This window comes from Enterobacter sp. 50588862 (genome assembly GCF_001462935.1).
Taxonomy (GTDB): Bacteria; Pseudomonadota; Gammaproteobacteria; order Enterobacterales; family Enterobacteriaceae; genus Enterobacter; species Enterobacter bugandensis.
On the sequence record NZ_LNHM01000021.1, the window covers coordinates 148,568 to 168,746 of the forward strand.

Sequence of the window (20,179 nt, forward strand, 5' to 3'; positions counted from 1 at the left end):
CTCTTTGCTTTTACAGGAAGTGACAGAATTTACCGACAACGCCCAGCACCACGGTGATACCGATCAGCCGCAGCGGGCTCCAGCCGCGGCGTACCAGCCAGAACATGGTCAGGGTGTAGACCAGCGGCAGGAACGCGGGCATCAGCTTGTCGATCACGTCGGTTTGCAGTTTGACGACGGCATCACCCGCCTTAATTTCAAGGGTGGTATTGAGGCGTACATAGGTTGCCACCAGCGCGCCGATCACCGTCATCCCGACAATAGAGGCCGCATGGCCCACCTTTTTGGTGTTGGCTTTGATCAGCGGAATGGCGGCAACGCCCATTCGGTATGCGTAGTGCGCCAGGCCAAAGCGCAAGCCGAGATGTACCACGTTGAACAGCACGATAAAAACTACCGCGCCAAGAATGGAGCCTTGCAGCGCCAGGCTGGCACCAATACCGCCGCAGATGGGTAACAGGGTCAGCCAGAACATGGCGTCACCAATGCCTCCGAGCGGGGCTCCGACCGCAATTTTGGTGCTCTGAATGCTGTTTACATCCTGCTTGGAACGCTCCATTGCCAGAATAATGCCGATAACGAAGGTCACCAGAAACGGGTGGGTGTTAAAGAAGCCCATATGACCTTTCATCGCCCGCGCCAGGTCCCGCTTATTGGTGTGGATCTTTTTCAGCGCGGGCAGCAGCCCGTACAGCCAGCCGGAGGCCTGCATACGTTCATAGTTAAACGAGGCCTGCAGCAGCATGGAGCGCCAGGCCACGCGGTTAATGTCTTTTTTGGTCAGCTCCGCGCCAATGGTCTGGTCTTCATAGACGTTTTCATTCACGCCGCTCAGCAGCGTCTCTTCACTGACAGACGCGCCCGGCAGGGTGGTTTGATTAGATGCCATCTTCAAATTCCTCTTTCTGGGCCGCGGGCGCCGTCGGTTCAGGCGATTTACGCAGCAGGTCGATCAGCGCCATCGCCAGCGCCGCTGCGGCAATCGCCAGTACCGGAAGCTTCAGCCAGGCTGCGGCGACAAAACCGATAATGAAATAAGGGATGTAAACGTTTTTCATCATGATTTTCAGCAGCACGGCGAAGCCGATCGCTGGCATGATGCCGCCCGCGACGCCGAGACCGTCAATCAGACGCTCCGGCAGGATAGCAATGGCGGTTTTCGCGTGTTCAGCGCCAAAGTAGATGGGCAGAAACGCGCACAGAAAATAAAAAATGCCGAGCGCCAGCAGCGCCAGATAGTTGACTCGCTCTATGCCGTCGGTGTCCGCGTTGGCCGCCATGCGATCGCAGCGGGACATTACGCCGGACATCACGGAGAAGAGGAAGGTGATACCCATCTGCACCGCCACGGCAAACGGCACCGCGACCCCAACGGCGACATCCGGCTTCACGCCCGTGGTGATGGCAAACGTGGTGCCGACGATGGTGCCGATAATCACGTTTGGCGGCTGCGCGCCCGCCAGCGGCGCCAGACCCATCCAGACCAGCTCTAAGGTACCGCCGGTCAGGATCCCGGTATGCAGATCGCCCAGTATCAGGCCGACCAGAGGACCAAGCACCACCGGGCGGTGCATGTGTGTTAAGCCGTTAAACATATCCAGGCCCGCGATAAAGGCAAGAAGCCCCAGCGCGAAAGCCTGCAACAGACTGATTTCCATTGTGAATCCCTCAAAGCAGTTTAAAGAGATCCAAAGCGGTCTCTGTTGGGACGCCCTGAACAAAGCATTCCACCCCGGCCGCTTTCAGGCCGTTGAACGCAGCGATATCGTTCGCGTCGACAGAGACCGTTTTGGCAATTTGCTGTTTGCCACTGGCGTAGTGCATGTTTCCGACATTGATACGGGTGATGGGCACGCCGCCTTCAACCAGCTCCAGAAAATCGGCGGGTGATTTGCAGACCAGCAGAATTTTCTGACGGTCAGCGGCGCGGTGAATATTGTCGATCACTTTTTGCAGCGACCAGAAACGCACGGCGATCCCTTCCGCGAGCACCATTTCCATCAGGTTTTGTTGAACCGGATCGTCTGCAACCTCGTCATTTGCCACCAGCACCAGGTTTGCCCCCGCAAACCCCACCCACTGCACGCCCACCTGTCCGTGGATCAGGCGTTCATCAATGCGGCATAAGACAATGTTTGGCATAGCGTTTTCCTCTTTTTAATTATGCGTGTGGAGTCGTTACGCCTTCGCAGGCGGCATGGTACTGCTGGAGTATGTCCTGAATGTGGTCAATGATGAGTTCCCGCGGCGTTGACTTGAGAGCGCCCTCGCGAACTTTGCTGTACTGCAACGGCAAATACTGGCTGATAAGCGGCAGCGGAATGGGTTCGTCTGCCAGATTGCGCACCAGTCGTTCAAAAGCATCGTCAATCTGGCTGTCCGGCCAGTAATAGCGCACGCGGTCGGAGTAGCTGTAGCCGCGGGCCAGGCGTCGGGCGTTGCCGTCACCGTGATAGTGGCTTTGCCAGTATTCCGGGCGATCGAGCATCACGTTTTCCAGAACGTGACGTAGGCCCGAGCTGGCTTTCGCCGGCAGCAGTTCTTCTTCAATGGCGGCCAGTGAGAACAGCGCTTCACGCAGGGCAAAGGTCAGGGCAGGGCCGACTTTTAAAATAGCGAAGTGATCGTTCACCAGCTGGCGCAGTGCCTGTTGCGTCTGGTAATCGGTAGAGTGTGCTTCAAATACCAGCGTGTTATAGGCTTCAACCATCTTGCTCAGCGCGACGGCTTTATGTGGCTGATAGTCACAAACGTGCGCATGATCGAACTCAACGCCGGGCTGAACCACCAGGCCAATAATGCGCGGCCAGATGTCGCTTAACCCTTCCTTCTCGAATGCGTGGCGGTGTGCCTCAAGCGTGGCGCGCGCCGCCTCTGGCGTCGTGACCTCAAGCTCGGTCAGCGTTTCATGCGCGCCGCCGGGAACCGGAACTTCCGTGCCGATAACGTAGACCAGATCGGCTACACCAAATTGCTCAAGACAGGTTGTTTCGGCAATTTTTGCCAGACGTGCGGCGCGCCCGGCAACGATCGCATCGGTTAAAGGAACCGGATCGTCTTCACAGGACATGCTGCAATCGAGGTGAATTTTTTTAAATCCGGCTGCCACGTAGTGCCTGATCAGATCGTCGGCGTTCGCCATCGCCTGCAAAGCCGGCAGGTTTTGCCAGCGGTTGGGCCCTAAATGATCGCCGCCGAGGATCAGCTGCGACGTCGGGAAACCAAGCGAGTCCGCCAACTGGCAGACAAACCCGTGAAAGTCGGCGGGCGTCATGCCGGTATAGCCGCCAAACTGATCCACCTGGTTTGAGGTGGCTTCAATCAGCAGTGGCGTTTGGCGTGAATGGGCGTAACGAATGGCAGCTTCAAGTACCAGTGGATGTGCGGAACAGACGGCGTAAATCCCGTTTGCATTCCCCCGTTTATGTTGTTCCACCATTTCTGTCAGATGTTTCACTTTCCTCTCCATTTCGGATGGTAATGATTTTTATCTTTCGTTTTGTTTCATTTAATCCTGCATTATGGCGGTGTAAAAATAAAACGAAAGATAATGGTTTTCCGATCTGTTTCACAAAAGAAACATAATGAAAGGTTTCAGCTGTTCACAGGCTTGCGTATGTCCTCCAGACAGCGCTTGCATTCGCTAAAAAGAAAGGCGTTAATAGACAAAACGAAATGAAATGAAAGTTTATTGATTAAGGATCTCGTATGAGCAGCAGCGATTCATCCGCAGAGAAGCGCATCACCGGCACCAGTGAAAGGCGGGAGCAGATCATTCAGCGGTTGCGGGCGCAGGGAAGCGTGCAGGTTAACGATCTTTCACATCTGTACGGCGTATCGACGGTGACGATCCGTAACGATCTGGCCTTCCTGGAAAAGCAGGGCATCGCCGTTCGTGCCTACGGCGGGGCGCTGATCTGCGAAGGGAATGCGCCTGGCATCGAGCCTTCCGTTGAGGATAAAAGCTCGCTGAATACGGCGGTGAAGCGCAGCATCGCGCAGGCCGCAGCCGCGCTGGTCAAACCCGGGCACCGAATTATTCTGGATTCCGGCACCACAACGTTTGAAATCGCCCGCATGCTGCGCCAGCACACGGACGTGATTGCGATGACCAACGGGATGAACGTGGCGAATGCGTTGCTGGAAGCGGAAGGGGTGGAATTGCTGATGACCGGCGGGCATCTGCGCCGTCAGTCGCAATCTTTCTACGGTGACCAGGCAGAACAGTCGCTACAGAATTACCATTTCGACCTGCTGTTCCTGGGCGTTGACGCCATCGATCTCGATCGCGGCGTGAGCACGCACAACGAGGACGAAGCCCGTCTGAACCGCAAAATGTGCGAGGTGGCAGAGCGCATTATTGTGGTCACAGACTCCAGCAAATTTAACCGCTCAAGCCTGCATAAAATCATTGATACACAACGGATTGATATGATTATCGTCGATGAAGGCATTCCGGCGGAGAGTCTGGAAGGATTACGGAAAAGCGGGATTGAAGTGGTGCTGGTTTAAGATTTTTTTCCCTCTCCCCTATGGGGAGAGGGAAGGCTGAGGGGCCATCACGTCACCGGCGCCGGGTTAAACACCGCCAGCTGGTTATGCAATCCCCACTGGTCCGAGAAAGTTTTCTTCCTCCCGCTCGCTACGTCCAGAATAAAATGGAACAGATTCCAGCCCACGTCCTCAATACTCTCTTCCCCGGTGGCGATGGTGCCCGCGTTGATATCCATTAAGTCATACCAGCGGTTTGCCAGCTCGGTGCGGGTCGCCATCTTGATCACCGGGACCGCCATCAGCCCGTACGGCGTGCCGCGCCCGGTGGTAAAGACCTGCACCGTAATGCCGGACGCCACCTGCTGGGTGCCGCACACAAAATCGCTGGCAGGTGTTGCCGCATAAATAAGGCCGCGCCTGGTTGGCCGCTGGCCCGGAGAGAGCACTTCCACAATCGCGCTCTGGCCGGATTTGGCAATCGAACCGAGGGCTTTTTCCACCACGTTGGCCAGGCCGCCTGTTTTGTTGCCCGGCGACGGGTTAGCGCTGCGGTCTGTTTGGCCCATATCGAGATAGTTATCGTACCAGGCCATCTCTTCCAGCAGGCGTTTGCCCACCTCTTCGTTGACGGCGCGCGGCGTCAGCAGATGGATGGCGTCACGCACTTCGGTTACCTCGGAGAACATCACCGTGGCGCCGCAGCGAACCAGCAGATCGGACGCATAGCCCACTGCCGGGTTGGCCGTCACGCCGGAAAACGCATCGCTGCCGCCGCATTGTGTTCCCACCACCAGTTCCGACGCCGGACACGTTTCGCGCTGGCGGCGGTTGAGTTTGTCCAGATGATGCTCTGCTACCTGCAAAATATCGTCGACCATTGAACGAAAACCAACGTGGCGCTCGTCCTGCAGGCGCACGATGCTGGCCCCGTCAGCCGGGATGGCTTTGACATCTTCGGTGCCCTGCAGCAGGCGCTCTGGCTGCAATTTTTCACAGCCGAGGCCAATAACCATCACCTCGCCGCCAAAGTTCGGATTCAGGGCGATATTGTGGATAGTACGGATCGGCACGACCGCCGCGGGCGCATTGATCGCTACGCCGCAGCCGTACAGGTGGTTAAGACCCACTACGCCGTCGACGTTCGGGTACTTTGGCAGCAGATCGCGTTCTATGATTTTCACCACGTAATCCACCACGCCCGCCACGCAGTGCACGCTGGTGGTAATGCCGAGCAGGTTTTTGGTGCCGACGCTACCGTCCGCATTGCGGTAGCCTTCAAAGGTATAGCCCTCCAGCGGCGGCAAAGCTTCAGGAACGCGGGTCGCCAGCGGAAGCGTATTCAGCGGCGGTGCTTCTGGCAGCGCCACCAGCGACTCCTCAATCCAGCTACCCTGCGGGATAGCGCTTACCGCATAGCCGATGACTTCGCCGTAGCGTACGATTTCACCGTGGGCAGGAATATCGACCAACGCGACCTTGTGCCCCTGCGGAATATGCTCAATCAGCTCCAGCCCGTCCGGGAAGCGGGTGCCTGCTTTTAAGCCATTGTCGTTGACAATAATCGCCACGTTATCCGTATCGTGAACCTTAATATAAAACGCCGTCGGGGGTGCCTCTCTAATTACAATATCGGTCATTATTCACTCTTCTCCGGCAAAGTTTCAGCTATGAAAAATAACTCGTTGGATAATCGTTTTCTTAACGTAGAAATAAAGCATGTCAGGAGAAGAAAAGTGAAAATGTGATCGCGATCGTTTCAGGCGGACTAATCCTTGATTCTGTGCATTAGCGCCCACTGCTTTGTGCATATGCTCAAAATAGCATTGAGATGTAACGCAATACTTGAGCATCAAAACAATGTGCTGACGTATAGAGCCGATTATACTGAATGACGATTTTATAACGCCACCATTCAGTCAGATAAATAAATATAAAGAATCTGTTCTGGAATAAATATTACTGGCGAAAACTGCGGAATTAAAAAAGGGTTAAGTGATGAATAACGATATTTTCCCGAATAAGTTTAAAGCTGCCCTCGCGGCGCACCAGATTCAGATTGGCTGTTGGTCCGCGCTGGCAAACCCTATCAGCACCGAAGTGTTAGGCCTGGCCGGATTCGACTGGCTGGTGCTGGACGGCGAACACGCGCCGAACGATATCAGCACCTTTATTCCGCAGCTGATGGCGCTGAAAGGTAGCCCCAGCACTCCGGTGGTGCGCGTGCCAACTAACGAGCCGGTGATTATCAAGCGTCTGCTGGATATCGGTTTCTACAATTTCCTGATCCCGTTTGTGGAAACGGAAGAACAGGCGGCGCTGGCCGTGGCCTCAACGCGCTATCCGCCGGAAGGGATTCGCGGCGTCTCGGTATCACACCGCGCCAACATGTTTGGCACCGTGCCGGACTATTTCGCCCAGTCTAATAGCAACATCACTATTCTGGTTCAGATTGAAAGCCAGCAGGGCGTTGATAACGTCGATGCGATTGCAGCCACAGACGGCGTGGACGGTATCTTCGTCGGTCCAAGCGATCTGGCTGCGGCGTTTGGGCATCTGGGTAACGCCAGCCACCCGGACGTACAGCGCGCAATACAGCACATCTTTGCCCGCGCCAAAGCGCACGGCAAACCGTGCGGCATTCTGGCGCCGGTTGAAGCCGATGCCCGCCGCTACCTGGAGTGGGGAGCCACGTTCGTTGCCGTCGGCAGCGACCTCGGCGTGTTCCGCTCAGCGACGCAGAAATTAGCGGACGCTTTTAAAAAATAACCATCATTGAGGAAACAGATTATGACGCTGAAAGTGGGTTTTATTGGTCTTGGGATCATGGGTAAACCAATGAGTAAGAACCTGATTAAAGCGGGTTACTCACTGGTGGTATCCGATCACAATCCACAGTCTGTGGCTGAGGTGATGGCGGCGGGCGCGGAAACAGCTACTACCCCTAAAGCCATTGCTGAGCAGTGCGATGTCATCATCACCATGCTGCCAAATTCCCCTCACGTCAAAGAGGTCGCGCTTGGGGAGAACGGCATCATCGAGGGTGCGAAGCCGGGCCTGGTGCTGATTGATATGAGCTCTATCGCCCCGCTCGCGAGCCGTGAAATCAGCGAGGCGTTAAAAGCGAAGGGCGTAGAGATGCTGGATGCGCCCGTCAGCGGCGGCGAGCCGAAAGCCATCGACGGTACCCTGTCGGTGATGGTGGGCGGCGATAAGGCCGTGTTCGACAAATACTATGACCTGATGAAGGCGATGGCGGGCTCCGTAGTGCATACCGGAGACATTGGCGCGGGCAACGTTACCAAGCTCGCGAACCAGGTGATTGTGGCGCTGAACATTGCCGCCATGTCTGAAGCGCTGACGCTGGCAACGAAGGCGGGCGTCAATCCGGACTTGGTTTATCAGGCAATCCGTGGCGGTCTGGCGGGCAGTACGGTGCTGGATGCCAAAGCGCCGATGGTGATGGATCGTAATTTCAAACCCGGTTTCCGCATTGATCTGCACATCAAAGATCTGGCGAACGCGCTGGATACGTCTCACGGCGTGGGTGCACAGCTACCGCTGACCGCTGCGGTTATGGAGATGATGCAGGCGCTGCGTGCGGATGGCCTGGGTACGGCCGATCACAGCGCGATTGCGTGCTACTACGAAAAACTGGCGAAGGTGGAAGTGGCGCGTTAATAGCATCTTGCCCGCACCTGAGGGTGACAGCGGCGCGCAAACCCTCTATACTGCGCGCCGAAGCTGACCAGACAGTCGCCGCTTCGTCGTCGTCCCTTTCGGGGGAGACGGGCGGAGGGGAGGAAAGTCCGGGCTCCATAGGGCAGGGTGCCAGGTAACGCCTGGGGGGGAAACCCACGACCAGTGCAACAGAGAGCAAACCGCCGATGGCCCGCGCAAGCGGGATCAGGTAAGGGTGAAAGGGTGCGGTAAGAGCGCACCGCGCGGCTGGTAACAGTCCGTGGCACGGTAAACTCCACCCGGAGCAAGGCCAAATAGGGGTTCACATGGTACGGCCCGTACTGAACCCGGGTAGGCTGCTTGAGCCAGTGAGCGATTGCTGGCCTAGATGAATGACTGTCCACGACAGAACCCGGCTTATCGGTCAGCTTCAACTTCTTACAGAACCCCGCTTCGGCGGGGTTTTTGCTTTTAGAGTTTTGTAGCCCAGGTATGCGCATCGCCACCCGGCAACTCGCACAAACGACATCAATTCTCATATTTGCGACATTAAGCACATTTGACTGCATGACCCTTTCGGGCATCGCTATGCCTACCGCAAACGATCGTTATCACAAAATTTCACCCTAAAAAATGGTGAATTTACAGTATTGTTAATTTGTTGCGAATGTTAACTGAACGATCGCAAATATTTTCTTATTTGATATAAACATATTGAAATTAAAAACATTCAGGCTATGAATGTGTGACGTATTCCACTGTTTATAAAAAGCTGTCCAAAAATCCTCTGCAAAATTTGATAATTTGAAAGAATGTTTAAAAGGAATAACGGTTATTTATTGGCCTTTAATTGTCTGAAAGTTCGTCTTTATTGATTTATTTAACGCAGAGAAATTTATCAAGGTTATCGCCATAAAATAAATTTATTACTGCTGATTTTATTGATCGATATCAGCGTAATGGTGTGCTTTTAATTTTTTATGATATTGATTGTAAAGTGTTTTTTAGGTTCTTGTTGTGCCCGTAAAATGCGCGGGGAAGCAAATTGTGAGTAACAGCACATACCCCCTGAAACATTATTGGGTAGAATCCGCTGCGTCATAGGGAAATAAGCGCAGAATATTATGAATACTATTATTCTACCGAAAACTCAGCACCTCGTGGTATTTCAGGAAGTCATTAAAAGTGGCTCCATAGGTTCTGCCGCAAGACAACTAGGCCTGACGCAACCCGCCGTCAGCAAAATCATCAGCGACATCGAATCCTACTTCGGGGTGGAAGTGATGGTGCGTAAAAACACCGGCGTAAAACTCACTGCCGCTGGTCAGGTGCTGCTGTCATACGCTGAGTCGATCACCCGCGAAATGAAAAACATGGTGAGCGAGATTAACAGCCTCAGTTTTAGTACCGTTATGGACGTCTCCTTTGGTTATCCGTCGCTGATAGGCTTCACCTTCCTGTCTGAGATGATCAAAAAATTCAGGGAAGTGTTCCCGAAAGCGCGCGTCTCCATGTATGAAGCGCAGCTCTCTTCATTCCTGCCCGCCATTCGCGACGGTCGGCTGGATTTTGCCATCGGCACGCTGAGCGACGGAATGTTGCTTCAGGATCTTCACGTTGAGCCACTGTTTGAATCTGAGTTTGTGCTGGTGGCGAGTAAATCACGAACGTGCACCGGCCCGACCAGACTGGCATCACTTACGCATGAGCAGTGGGTGATGCCGCAAACCGATATGGGCTACTACAACGAACTCCTGACCACCCTGCAAGACAACCACATCAGCATTGAAAACATCGTCCAGACCGATTCCGTCGTCACCATTTATAACCTTGTCCTGAATGCCGATTATCTGACGGTGATCCCCCGCGACATGATTGCGCCGTTCGGCTCGGACCAGTTTATCGTCCTGCCGGTGGAAGATGAATTACCCGTGGCGCGCTATGCCGCCGTGTGGTCGAAAAATTACAGTATTAAAAAATCGGCGTCAGTATTAGTTGAACTGGCAAAACAATATTCGTCGATGGATATCGATAAACGACGATAGAAATAATTAAGTTTTAAAACACCCGGAGCGACGCTTTTTAACGCTCTGATACCCTGACTTTGCCTGAAAACAATGAATTATTATAACGAGGATATTATGCACATTACTTACGATCTCCCGGTGACCATTGAAGATATTCAGGACGCCAGAAAACGCCTGGCGGGAAAAATTTATAAAACCGGCATGCCGCGCTCAAATTATCTCAGCGAACGCTGTAAGGGTGAGATATTTCTTAAGTTTGAAAATATGCAGCGTACCGGTTCGTTTAAAATACGCGGGGCGTTTAATAAGTTAAGTTCGTTGACGGATGCAGAAAAACGCAAAGGGGTAGTGGCCTGCTCCGCAGGAAACCACGCTCAGGGGGTGTCGCTCTCCTGCGCCATGCTCGGTATCGACGGCAAAGTGGTGATGCCGATGGGCGCGCCAAAATCCAAGGTCGCCGCTACCCGCGACTACTCCGCCGAAGTGGTGCTACACGGCGAGAACTTCAACGACACCATCGCTAAGGTGAGCGAAATCGTCGAGATGGAGGGGCGCATTTTTATCCCGCCTTATGACGATGCGAAAGTCATTGCCGGCCAGGGCACCATCGGCCTGGAAATCCTCGAAGATTTATACGACGTGGATAACGTGATTGTTCCTATCGGCGGCGGCGGGTTAATTGCCGGTATTGCGACAGCAATTAAATCCATCAACCCGACAATCAATATTATCGGCGTACAGTCTGAAAACGTTCACGGCATGGCGGCTTCCTGGCAGGCCGGAGAAATAACCAACCATCGCGTTACCGGCACATTAGCCGACGGCTGCGACGTGTCTCGTCCGGGTAAATTAACCTTCGAAATTGTTCGTGAACTGGTCGATGACATTGTGCTGGTGAGTGAAGACGATATTCGCAACAGCATGATTGCCCTTATTCAGCGAAATAAAGTGGTGACGGAAGGTGCGGGCGCGCTGGCCTGCGCGGCGTTATTAAGCGGCAAGCTTGACCACTATATTCAGGGCCGTAAATCCGTCTGCATTATTTCCGGCGGCAATATCGATCTCTCCCGTGTTTCCCAAATTACCGGCTTCGTTGACGCATAAAGGTGACCTATGAGCAACACAGAAAGCATTATCGTTGGCCAGACAAAAACGTCCTCCTGGCGTAAGTCTGACACCACATGGACGCTCGGCCTGTTTGGTACCGCCATTGGCGCAGGTGTGCTGTTCTTTCCCATTCGCGCAGGCTTTGGCGGACTGATCCCCATCCTGCTGATGCTGGTACTCGCCTTCCCGATTGCGTTTTACTGCCACCGCGCGCTGGCGCGCCTCTGTTTGTCCGGCAGCAACGTCTCCAGCAACATCACCGAGACGGTGGAAGAGCACTTCGGGAAAACCGGTGGGGTGGTGATCACCTTCCTCTACTTCTTCGCCATTTGCCCGCTGCTGTGGATTTACGGCGTCACCATTACTAACACCTTTATGACCTTCTGGGAAAACCAACTCCAGATGCCTGCGCTGAACCGCGGCGTGGTAGCGCTGCTCCTGCTGCTGCTGATGGCCTTTGTGATCTGGTTCGGGAAAGACCTGATGGTGAAGGTGATGAGCTACCTGGTGTTCCCGTTCATTGCCAGCCTGGTGCTGATTTCCCTGTCGCTGATCCCGTACTGGAACTCGGCGGTGATCGACCAGGTCAACCTGAGCGATATCGCTTTTACCGGTCATGACGGCATTCTGGTCACGGTGTGGCTGGGGATCTCCATCATGGTCTTCTCCTTTAACTTCTCGCCCATCGTCTCCTCGTTTGTAGTCTCCAAGCGCGAAGAGTACGAGCCGAAGTTCGGGAAAGAATTCACCGAGCAGAAATGTTCCAAAATCATCGGTCGCGCCAGCCTGCTGATGGTGGCGGTGGTGATGTTCTTCGCCTTTAGCTGCCTGTTTACGCTCTCTCCGCAGAACATGGCGGATGCCAAAGCGCAGAACATTCCGGTGCTCTCTTACCTGGCGAACCACTTTGCCTCGATGTCGGGCAGTAAATCCACGTTCGCCACGGTGCTGGAATACGGCGCCTCCATCATCGCGCTGGTCGCTATCTTTAAATCCTTCTTCGGCCACTACCTGGGCACGCTGGAGGGGCTGAATGGCCTGATCCTCAAGTTCGGCTACAAAGGCGATAAGAAGAGCGTCTCCGTCGGCAAACTGAACACCATCAGCATGATTTTCATCATGGGCTCCACCTGGATTGTGGCCTACGCCAACCCGAACATCCTCGACCTTATTGAAGCCATGGGGGCGCCAATTATCGCCTCTCTGCTGTGTCTGCTGCCGATGTACGCTATCCGCAAGGCGCCAGCGCTGGCGAAATACAAAGGCCGGACCGAGAACATCTTCGTGACCGTGGTCGGCCTGCTGACCATTCTGAACATCGTCTACAAACTGTTTTAAGCCAAAGCTCAGGAAGAGCGGAGTAACACATGACTGAATTTCCGGTAGTACTGGTTATTAACTGCGGATCGTCCTCCGTTAAGTTTTCGGTGCTGGACGCAGCAGGCTGCGATGCCCTGCTGACGGGCATTGCGGACGGCATCAACACTGAAAAAGCCTTTATTTCCGTGAACGGGGGTGAGCCAGTCAGACTGGCTCACCAGGACTACGAAGGGGCGCTGGCCGCCATCGCCCTCGAGCTGGAGAAACGCGACCTGATGAGCAGCGTGGCCCTGATTGGCCACCGCATCGCTCACGGCGGCGATCTCTTCAGCGAGTCGACCCTGATCACGGAAGAGGTCATTGAGCAGATCCGCCTGGTTTCCCCGCTGGCGCCGCTGCATAACTACGCCAACCTGAGCGGCGTGGAAGCCGCAGAGCGCCTGTTCCCCGGCGTGCAGCAGGTGGCGGTATTTGACACCAGTTTCCATCAGACCATGGCGCCGCAGGCGTATCTGTACGGTCTGCCGTACCGCTATTTTGAAGAGCTGGGCGTGCGCCGCTACGGCTTCCACGGCACCTCTCACCGCTACGTGTCCGGGCAGGCGCACGCGCTCCTCGGGCTGTCCCCCGATGACAGCGGCCTGGTGATTGCCCATCTCGGCAACGGGGCGTCCATCTGCGCGGTGCGCAACGGTAAAAGCGTCGATACCTCGATGGGGATGACGCCGCTGGAAGGGCTGGTGATGGGCACGCGCTGCGGCGACGTGGACTTCGGCGCAATGGCGTGGATTGCCCAGCAGACCGGCCAGTCGTTCGAGGATCTGGAGCGCGTGGTCAACAAAGAGTCCGGGTTGCTTGGCATCTCCGGTATCTCCTCCGATTTACGCGCGCTGGAGAAAGCCTGGCATGACGGCAATGACCGGGCGCAGCTGGCGATAAAGACCTTTGTCCACCGCATAGCGCGGCATATCGCCGGTCACGCCGCGTCTCTGCACCGTCTGGATGGCGTGATCTTCACTGGCGGCATCGGTGAAAACTCCACGCTGATCCGCGCGCTGGTGGCGGAACATCTGAAGGTGTTTGGCATCGCGCTCGACGAGGCGAAAAACGCTCTGCCGGGCAGCGCGGGTGAGCGCGTCATCTCCACCGAGTCGTCCCGCGTGACCTGCGCGGTTATCCCTACCAACGAAGAAAAAATGATCGCGCTGGACGCCCTCCGTCTTGGGAAGGTCACCCCGGCTGCGGCTTACGCCTGATAAAGCGAGAATCTGATGAAAGTAACAATCGATACGGGCGTCGCACCCTACAGCGACGCATGGGCCGGGTTTCGCGGTGAAGAATGGAAAAACGCCGTTAACGTCCGCGATTTTATTCAGCATAACTACACCCCTTATGAAGGCGATGAAGCTTTCCTCGCGCAGGCGACGCCAGCAACGACGGCGCTGTGGCAGAAGGTGATGGTCGGCATTCGCCAGGAGAATGCCACCCACGCCCCGGTGGATTTCGACACCAACATTGCCACCACCATTACCGCCCACGGACCGGGCTATATCGACCAGGATCTTGAGACGATCGTCGGCCTGCAAACCGACAAGCCGCTCAAGCGTGCCCTGCATCCGTACGGCGGGATCAACATGATCCGCAGCTCTTTCGAAGCCTACGGGCGGGAAATGGATCCGCAGTTCGAATACCTGTTTACCGACCTGCGTAAAACCCACAACCAGGGCGTGTTTGACGTTTACTCCCCGGAGATGATGCGCTGCCGTAAATCTGGCGTGCTGACCGGTCTGCCGGACGGCTACGGGCGCGGGCGCATTATCGGCGACTACCGCCGCGTGGCGCTGTACGGCATCAGCTATCTGGTGCGCGAGCGTGAACTGCAGTTTGCCGATCTGCAGGGGAGGCTGGAGCGCGGCGAAGATCTGGAGGCGACGATCCGCCTGCGCGAGGAACTGGCGGAGCATAAGCGTGCGTTGCTGCAGATCCAGCAGATGGCGGCGAACTATGGCTTTGATATTTCACGTCCGGCGATGAACGCGCAGGAAGCGGTGCAGTGGGTCTACTTTGCCTACCTTGCCGCAGTGAAATCCCAGAACGGCGGGGCGATGTCGCTGGGGCGCACGGCCTCGTTCCTTGATATCTACATTGAGCGCGACATGCAGGCAGGAAGGCTGAACGAGGTGCAGGCCCAGGAGCTGATCGACCACTTCATCATGAAGATCCGCATGGTGCGCTTCCTGCGCACGCCGGAGTTCGACACGCTCTTCTCCGGCGATCCGATCTGGGCCACGGAAGTGATCGGCGGCATGGGGCTGGATGGCCGTACGCTGGTGACAAAAAACAGCTTCCGCTACCTGCATACCCTGCACACCATGGGGCCCGCGCCGGAGCCGAACCTGACTATCCTCTGGTCTGAACAGCTGCCGATCGCGTTTAAGAAATACGCCGCGCAGGTGTCGATCGTCACCTCGTCGCTGCAGTATGAGAACGACGATCTTATGCGCGCCGACTTCAACAGCGACGACTACGCCATTGCCTGCTGCGTCAGCCCGATGGTGATCGGCAAGCAGATGCAGTTCTTTGGCGCACGCGCCAACCTTGCTAAAACGCTGCTGTACGCGATCAACGGCGGGGTGGACGAGAAGCTGAAGATCCAGGTCGGCCCGAAAACCGAGCCGCTGCTGGATGAGGTGCTGGATTACGACACCGTGATGGCGAGCCTCGATCACTTTATGGACTGGCTGGCGGTGCAGTACATCAGCGCGCTGAATCTCATTCACTACATGCATGATAAGTACAGTTACGAAGCCTCGCTGATGGCGCTGCACGATCGTGACGTCTATCGCACCATGGCCTGCGGCATTGCCGGGCTGTCGGTGGCGGCGGATTCCCTGTCGGCGATTAAGTACGCCACGGTGAAACCAGTGCGCGACCACAACGGCCTGGCGGTGGACTTCGTCATCGAAGGGGACTATCCGCAGTACGGTAATAATGACGATCGCGTGGACAGCATCGCCTGCGACCTGGTGGAGCGATTTATGAAGAAGATCCAGGCGCTGCCGACGTATCGCAACGCGGTGCCGACTCAGTCGATCCTGACTATCACCTCCAACGTGGTCTACGGCCAGAAAACGGGCACCACGCCGGACGGACGCCGCGGCGGTACGCCGTTTGCGCCTGGCGCCAACCCGATGCACGGTCGCGACAGGAAAGGGGCGGTGGCTTCGCTAACGTCGGTCGCCAAGCTGCCGTTTACCTACGCCAAAGACGGGATTTCCTATACCTTCTCCATTGTGCCGCAGGCGCTGGGCAAGGATGAACTGGTGCGCAAAACCAACCTGGTGGGGCTGCTGGATGGGTACTTCCATCACGAAGCGTCTATTGAGGGCGGGCAGCACCTGAACGTCAACGTCATGAACCGGGAGATGCTGCTGGATGCCATTGCCCATCCGGAGAACTACCCGAACCTGACCATCCGCGTTTCGGGGTATGCGGTACGGTTTAACGCTCTGACGCGCGAGCAGCAGCAGGACGTGATTTCGAGGACGTTTACGCAGGCAATCTGACGACATTCAGGTCTCATGCCCCCTCAGCGCAGGGGGCATTTTTTTGCCCGCTAAACATACAAAATTGTTTATGTAATTACTCACACATATTCATCCAGTCTTGAAAAACGGGAGCGCCACGGATTTAACAGGCACCTCAGCGTCATCTAAGAAGACTTAAACAGGGGAACCCATACCCATGAGCAGTGAGCGTTTACCTGCAAGCGTCGGTATGGTTCGAGCGACAAGCTGCCTCTGGCTGAATATAAAAAATCAAATAAATCCACAAAACATTTAAAATCGCTTCGGTACAAGGAGCAATAGAATTATTTATGATGTTGTCGTTGTTGCCGATGTAATTCAGAAACGACCACCACTCTTTTCTAAGATAAAGGAGAACTTATGACGGCGATCTCAAATGGACAACAACTTAGGCAGGCCATACACGCTGAAGCCAGCCCGGGCAGGAACAATTCAGCATCAAAAATCAAGCAGGTAGAGGCGCAGATCGAGGCCTTAACAAAAGAAATCCAGAATTATGTTGAAGGTATTGCCAGTGGTGAGATAGATGAGACTACTGAAGAAAAAGAACGCAGAATGGCAGAGCTTAGTCAGCAGCTAGCACATCTTTATGAACAGCTTGGCCAGCTCCAGAGACAACAAGTTGAAGAAGCACAGCAGAAAAAAGCAGAATCTACACCAAAACAAAACGGAGAAGAACAGATAGATCACATCAAGAAGATAACCAGCTATATTGATGTATATATCTAAATTGGTTCTTTTGGCCGGTTTTCGTCATACTTAAGGTTTGATATCATTTTTATACATGCTGGCACTATTGAGTCGCCAGCTTTATCCGGGAGGTAATGCATCGATGACTCATCGTTACAGGATTGCTCTGATATGGGGACTGGTTTGTTTTTCATTACTTTATCGTGCATTTCCCTCAGAGATCTTTTTGTCATTAAAAGTATTGCAGCAATGGCAAATCCCTGTCTGGGAGCAAATAGTACACTATTCCATGGGAATTCTTCCCGCGTTGACTCCACTATTATATTTTTTATTCCTGACTCATCGGGGCAAATTCACTAAAGGTCATGCTTTCATGATGCCCCTCATCGCGTGGATTGCTTTTCGTTTTGCTCTGATTTGCGTTCTTTGGCTTATTACGTTCAAAATAAGCAAGCCCCCCCTCTATTCTGAAGGATTCATGGATATTGTGAGCACTCAGATCGTCAGAATGTTCTGGAATGCGAATGTCCTGGATTCTGCTCTGGTCATTCTTGTTTGTAGTTACGCTTTTTGGCGTGAGCATAATTTGTGGCTGCGAATTAACAATACAGCCAGATAAATCTCATTAATTGATAGTAATTTTGTATGGCCATTGCATGGCGTCAAGTCCGAATCAACAGCCCCCACGTCACTTCCGGTACAAGTAAGTGCAAGTGAGGGACTGTTTTCTTCTCGTCATGTCGGAAGAAATGGGCGATTTAAAAGACAGAATTTATTTAACGGGCTTTGACAGTGGAAGCCCTTTTTTCCCGGCATAGAATACCACCAGCGTGGCTCCTTCCGGACCTGTGTAGCCCCTGTGTGCACTATCAACCATCTCTGGTAGCACCTCTCCCGCCTGCAGAGTACGGGTTTTACCCGTTGCCTGTTTTTCAACGGTTAAAGCGCCTTTTTCTACATAGGCGGCGTTCGGCATGGGATGTTCATGCCAGTCAAGACTTGTATTCGGCGAAATAGTGATTTTCAGCACAGAAAGCTGCGGTGTACCTGCTGGATAAGGCGCGTATTCCACTCCATCCCAGGACTTCTCGGTCTCCAGTAACGTTTCGATGCTGATCCCATCAGAATTATGACTGCTGTGAGCATAAGATGCCACTGGTGAAATAATAAAAGATAATACACAAAGAACAGATGCGTGAACGTAAGATCTTTTCATAGGAATTTCCTTTACAATTATCATGTTTAAGCTTGTGCGTAAATATCAAAATTTATTCATCTAACATCAACAATATGTTTGAAATGCAGACGGAAGCATTGTAGTTATGCAAAAATAAACAGCAAGAGTATTTACATATTTTAATAAACTTAATACTGGTATTTTAATGGTTATATTATTTTGAATTGTGAAGAAATAAAAAATGGTGCCGCATTGATGATGTTTAATATTTTTTAATGATATTTAATTTATAAAGTATCATATGGTTGTCATATTTTTTATCCTCAGGGCACTAATGCCGAGGATATAAAATCGGCGCAGCTCACGTAGCTCAATCTGACTGGACTGACACCGCCGACACGCCATGGCGATTCACTTTAATCCATCGAATTGTTCATCGGTAGTATCCGGGAAATTCAAAAATAACTCTGATGTGGAGATGTTACGTACACCTTTATAAATTCTGATAAAGCGCCATTCCCAGGATAACTTACTTCTTTGAGCTGAATCACATTTGGGTTTTATTTTTAATATTTCCAAAATAAGGAGAAAATTTTTCTCTAAATGCAGAAAAACCATATTAATTATGTGACTTTTTTCTCCCTCTCTCCGGATATGATCTTCCCACACCAACAACACACACCTGCACTCTCTGACTCGCAATCGCTGGCGATCGGAACCTAATAAAAACAACTGTTTACCCTACAAAATAAGCGAGTGCCCAATGAATATGGCAACAAACAGCAGTGTGATTGTGAGTGATTCCCCTGCGGCAAGGCGGGCGGGAATGAGCGAAAGCGAATGGCGAGAGGCGATCAAATTCGACAGCACCGACACGGGCTGGGTCATCATGAGTATCGGGATGGCTATCGGCGCGGGTATCGTTTTTCTTCCGGTGCAGGTTGGATTAATGGGGCTGTGGGTCTTTTTGCTCTCCTCGATTATTGGCTATCCGGCCATGTACCTCTTCCAGCGATTATTTATTAATACGCTGGCGGAATCCCCGGAATGTAAAGACTACCCGAGCGTGATTAGCGGTTATTTAGGTAAAAACTGGGGCATCTTATTAGGTGCACTTTATTTCGTGATGCTGGTCATCTGGATGTTTGTCTATTCCACGGCTATCACCAACGACAGCGCATCCTATTTGCACACCTTCGGTGTCACCGAGGGGTTGCTGTCGGAAAATCCCTTCTACGGCTTATTCCTGATCTGTATTCTGGTCGCCATCTCTTCGCGCGGTGAAAAGCTGCTGTTTAAAGTCTCCAGTCTGATGGTGCTGACCAAATTATTTGTGGTGGCGGCGCTGGGGCTTTCGATGATCGGCCTCTGGCATTTAGCCAACGTGGGCATGCTGCCGCCGATGGGGTTGCTGATAAAAAATGCCATTATTACGCTGCCCTTTACCTTAACCTCCATTCTGTTTATCCAGACATTAAGCCCGATGGTGATTTCCTATCGTTCACGGGAAAAATCCGTTGAGGTGGCGCGTCATAAGGCGCTGCGGGCGATGAATATCGCCTTTGGCATACTGTTTGTCACGGTCTTCTTCTACGCCGTCTCTTTCACCATGGCGATGGGACACGACGAAGCGGTGAAAGCCTACGAGCAGAACATTTCCGCCCTGGCGATTGCGGCGCAGTTTATCAGCGGTGACGGCGCGGGCTGGGTCAAAATCGTCAGCGTGATCCTCAATATTTTTGCCGTGATGACCGCCTTCTTCGGCGTCTATCTCGGCTTCCGCGAAGCCACGCAGGGGATCGTGATGAATATCCTGCGCCGTAAAATGCCGGCTGAACGTATTAATGAAAGCATCGTCCAGCGCGGGATCATGCTGTTCGCTATCCTGCTGGCCTGGAGCGCGATCGTGTTAAACGCGCCGGTACTGAGCTTCACCTCTATCTGTAGCCCCATCTTCGGCATGGTGGGCTGCCTGATCCCTGCGTGGCTGGTCTACAAGGTACCGGCGCTGCATAAATATAAGGGCGTATCGCTGGTGATTATCGTCATCACCGGACTGCTGCTTTGTGTTTCTCCTTTCCTCGCGTTCTCCTGAGGGC

General features: G+C 53.6%; 17 protein-coding genes and 1 other RNA gene. 11 read left to right on the forward strand and 7 right to left on the reverse strand.

The genetic code is table 11. The annotated features are described in order from the left end of the window. Positions 1–10: 10 nt before the first annotated feature. From agaE to kbaZ, 4 genes are read right to left on the reverse strand one after another with little or no spacing between them, the layout of a single operon-like run. Positions 11–889: a PTS N-acetylgalactosamine transporter subunit IID gene (gene agaE / locus APT89_RS08550; RefSeq protein WP_047367066.1), complete on the reverse strand. Its 879-nt coding sequence runs from the start codon at positions 887–889 to the stop codon at positions 11–13. Beyond that, on the reverse strand, positions 879–1,658 hold the full coding sequence (gene agaW, locus APT89_RS08555; RefSeq protein WP_028014525.1) for a PTS N-acetylgalactosamine transporter subunit IIC: 780 nt from the start codon (positions 1,656–1,658) through the stop codon (positions 879–881). Before agaW ends, agaE begins: the two co-directional genes overlap by 11 nt. Before the next feature lie 10 nt (positions 1,659–1,668). Beyond that, a complete protein-coding gene (gene agaV, locus APT89_RS08560; protein WP_060572051.1) occupies positions 1,669–2,142 on the reverse strand; it encodes a PTS N-acetylgalactosamine transporter subunit IIB in 474 nt (157 codons plus the stop codon). A gap of 19 nt (positions 2,143–2,161) precedes the next feature. Further along, complete coding sequence (gene kbaZ, locus APT89_RS08565; RefSeq protein ID WP_060572052.1) at positions 2,162–3,469, reverse strand: tagatose-bisphosphate aldolase subunit KbaZ; 1,308 nt, start codon at positions 3,467–3,469, stop codon at positions 2,162–2,164. A 239-nt stretch (positions 3,470–3,708) separates the two neighbouring features. Between kbaZ and APT89_RS08570 the strand changes: the two genes are divergently transcribed. After that, positions 3,709–4,512 (forward strand): DeoR family transcriptional regulator, encoded by an 804-nt coding sequence (locus tag APT89_RS08570; RefSeq protein WP_048999518.1) that lies wholly within the window; start codon positions 3,709–3,711, stop codon positions 4,510–4,512. A 47-nt stretch (positions 4,513–4,559) separates the two neighbouring features. Here the strand turns inward: APT89_RS08570 and garD are convergent, their stop codons facing one another. Then, positions 4,560–6,131 (reverse strand): galactarate dehydratase, encoded by a 1,572-nt coding sequence (garD, locus tag APT89_RS08575; protein WP_060572053.1) that lies wholly within the window; start codon positions 6,129–6,131, stop codon positions 4,560–4,562. Between the two features lie 358 nt (positions 6,132–6,489). Here garD and garL point away from each other — a divergent pair, with 358 nt between their 5' ends. From garL to APT89_RS08620, 9 genes are all read left to right on the forward strand, one after another. Next, a complete protein-coding gene (gene garL, locus APT89_RS08580) occupies positions 6,490–7,260 on the forward strand; it encodes a 2-dehydro-3-deoxyglucarate aldolase (RefSeq protein WP_028014520.1) in 771 nt (256 codons plus the stop codon). 21 nt (positions 7,261–7,281) lie between these two features. Then, positions 7,282–8,172, forward strand: coding sequence for a 2-hydroxy-3-oxopropionate reductase (garR, locus tag APT89_RS08585; RefSeq protein ID WP_041907938.1), 891 nt, complete (start codon positions 7,282–7,284; stop codon positions 8,170–8,172). Positions 8,173–8,231: 59 nt separating this feature from the next. After that, positions 8,232–8,608: RNase P RNA component class A (gene rnpB / locus APT89_RS08590), an RNA gene on the forward strand. Between the two features lie 688 nt (positions 8,609–9,296). Continuing rightward, complete coding sequence (tdcA, locus tag APT89_RS08595; protein WP_028014518.1) at positions 9,297–10,217, forward strand: transcriptional regulator TdcA; 921 nt, start codon at positions 9,297–9,299, stop codon at positions 10,215–10,217. A gap of 96 nt (positions 10,218–10,313) precedes the next feature. After that, positions 10,314–11,303: a bifunctional threonine ammonia-lyase/L-serine ammonia-lyase TdcB gene (tdcB, locus tag APT89_RS08600; RefSeq protein ID WP_041911948.1), complete on the forward strand. Its 990-nt coding sequence runs from the start codon at positions 10,314–10,316 to the stop codon at positions 11,301–11,303. Positions 11,304–11,312: 9 nt separating this feature from the next. Continuing rightward, on the forward strand, positions 11,313–12,644 hold the full coding sequence (gene tdcC, locus APT89_RS08605) for a threonine/serine transporter TdcC (RefSeq protein WP_060572054.1): 1,332 nt from the start codon (positions 11,313–11,315) through the stop codon (positions 12,642–12,644). Between the two features lie 29 nt (positions 12,645–12,673). Then, the gene (gene tdcD / locus APT89_RS08610) at positions 12,674–13,882 is read left to right on the forward strand and encodes a propionate kinase (RefSeq protein ID WP_048961044.1); all 1,209 of its coding nucleotides are present in this window, start codon (positions 12,674–12,676) and stop codon (positions 13,880–13,882) included. A 15-nt stretch (positions 13,883–13,897) separates the two neighbouring features. Further along, positions 13,898–16,192, forward strand: coding sequence for a formate C-acetyltransferase (gene pflB / locus APT89_RS08615; protein WP_060572055.1), 2,295 nt, complete (start codon positions 13,898–13,900; stop codon positions 16,190–16,192). Between the two features lie 381 nt (positions 16,193–16,573). After that, positions 16,574–16,942: a FlxA-like family protein gene (locus APT89_RS08620; protein WP_060572056.1), complete on the forward strand. Its 369-nt coding sequence runs from the start codon at positions 16,574–16,576 to the stop codon at positions 16,940–16,942. A 289-nt stretch (positions 16,943–17,231) separates the two neighbouring features. Here the strand turns inward: APT89_RS08620 and APT89_RS24345 are convergent, their stop codons facing one another. Continuing rightward, on the reverse strand, positions 17,232–17,486 hold the full coding sequence (locus APT89_RS24345; RefSeq protein WP_131728591.1) for a hypothetical protein: 255 nt from the start codon (positions 17,484–17,486) through the stop codon (positions 17,232–17,234). 189 nt (positions 17,487–17,675) lie between these two features. Next, positions 17,676–18,119, reverse strand: a complete 444-nt coding sequence (locus APT89_RS08630) for a cupin domain-containing protein (RefSeq protein WP_041907948.1) — start codon at positions 18,117–18,119, stop codon at positions 17,676–17,678. A gap of 724 nt (positions 18,120–18,843) precedes the next feature. Here APT89_RS08630 and APT89_RS08635 point away from each other — a divergent pair. Beyond that, complete coding sequence (locus tag APT89_RS08635; RefSeq protein WP_060572058.1) at positions 18,844–20,175, forward strand: amino acid permease; 1,332 nt, start codon at positions 18,844–18,846, stop codon at positions 20,173–20,175. Positions 20,176–20,179 lie beyond the last annotated feature (4 nt).

Coding starts and splice junctions, on each gene's coding strand:
- APT89_RS24345 (WP_131728591.1), bottom strand. CDS start 17,486: ATGCTCACGCCAAAAAGCGTAACTACAAACAAGAATGACCAGAGCAGA.
- kbaZ (WP_060572052.1), bottom strand. CDS start 3,469: ATGGAGAGGAAAGTGAAACATCTGACAGAAATGGTGGAACAACATAAA.
- garL (WP_028014520.1), top strand. CDS start 6,490: ATGAATAACGATATTTTCCCGAATAAGTTTAAAGCTGCCCTCGCGGCG.
- garD (WP_060572053.1), bottom strand. CDS start 6,131: ATGACCGATATTGTAATTAGAGAGGCACCCCCGACGGCGTTTTATATT.
- APT89_RS08635 (WP_060572058.1), top strand. CDS start 18,844: ATGAATATGGCAACAAACAGCAGTGTGATTGTGAGTGATTCCCCTGCG.
- APT89_RS08630 (WP_041907948.1), bottom strand. CDS start 18,119: ATGAAAAGATCTTACGTTCACGCATCTGTTCTTTGTGTATTATCTTTT.
- garR (WP_041907938.1), top strand. CDS start 7,282: ATGACGCTGAAAGTGGGTTTTATTGGTCTTGGGATCATGGGTAAACCA.
- pflB (WP_060572055.1), top strand. CDS start 13,898: ATGAAAGTAACAATCGATACGGGCGTCGCACCCTACAGCGACGCATGG.
- APT89_RS08570 (WP_048999518.1), top strand. CDS start 3,709: ATGAGCAGCAGCGATTCATCCGCAGAGAAGCGCATCACCGGCACCAGT.
- APT89_RS08620 (WP_060572056.1), top strand. CDS start 16,574: ATGACGGCGATCTCAAATGGACAACAACTTAGGCAGGCCATACACGCT.
- tdcB (WP_041911948.1), top strand. CDS start 10,314: ATGCACATTACTTACGATCTCCCGGTGACCATTGAAGATATTCAGGAC.
- tdcA (WP_028014518.1), top strand. CDS start 9,297: ATGAATACTATTATTCTACCGAAAACTCAGCACCTCGTGGTATTTCAG.
- agaV (WP_060572051.1), bottom strand. CDS start 2,142: ATGCCAAACATTGTCTTATGCCGCATTGATGAACGCCTGATCCACGGA.
- agaE (WP_047367066.1), bottom strand. CDS start 889: ATGGCATCTAATCAAACCACCCTGCCGGGCGCGTCTGTCAGTGAAGAG.
- agaW (WP_028014525.1), bottom strand. CDS start 1,658: ATGGAAATCAGTCTGTTGCAGGCTTTCGCGCTGGGGCTTCTTGCCTTT.
- tdcD (WP_048961044.1), top strand. CDS start 12,674: ATGACTGAATTTCCGGTAGTACTGGTTATTAACTGCGGATCGTCCTCC.
- tdcC (WP_060572054.1), top strand. CDS start 11,313: ATGAGCAACACAGAAAGCATTATCGTTGGCCAGACAAAAACGTCCTCC.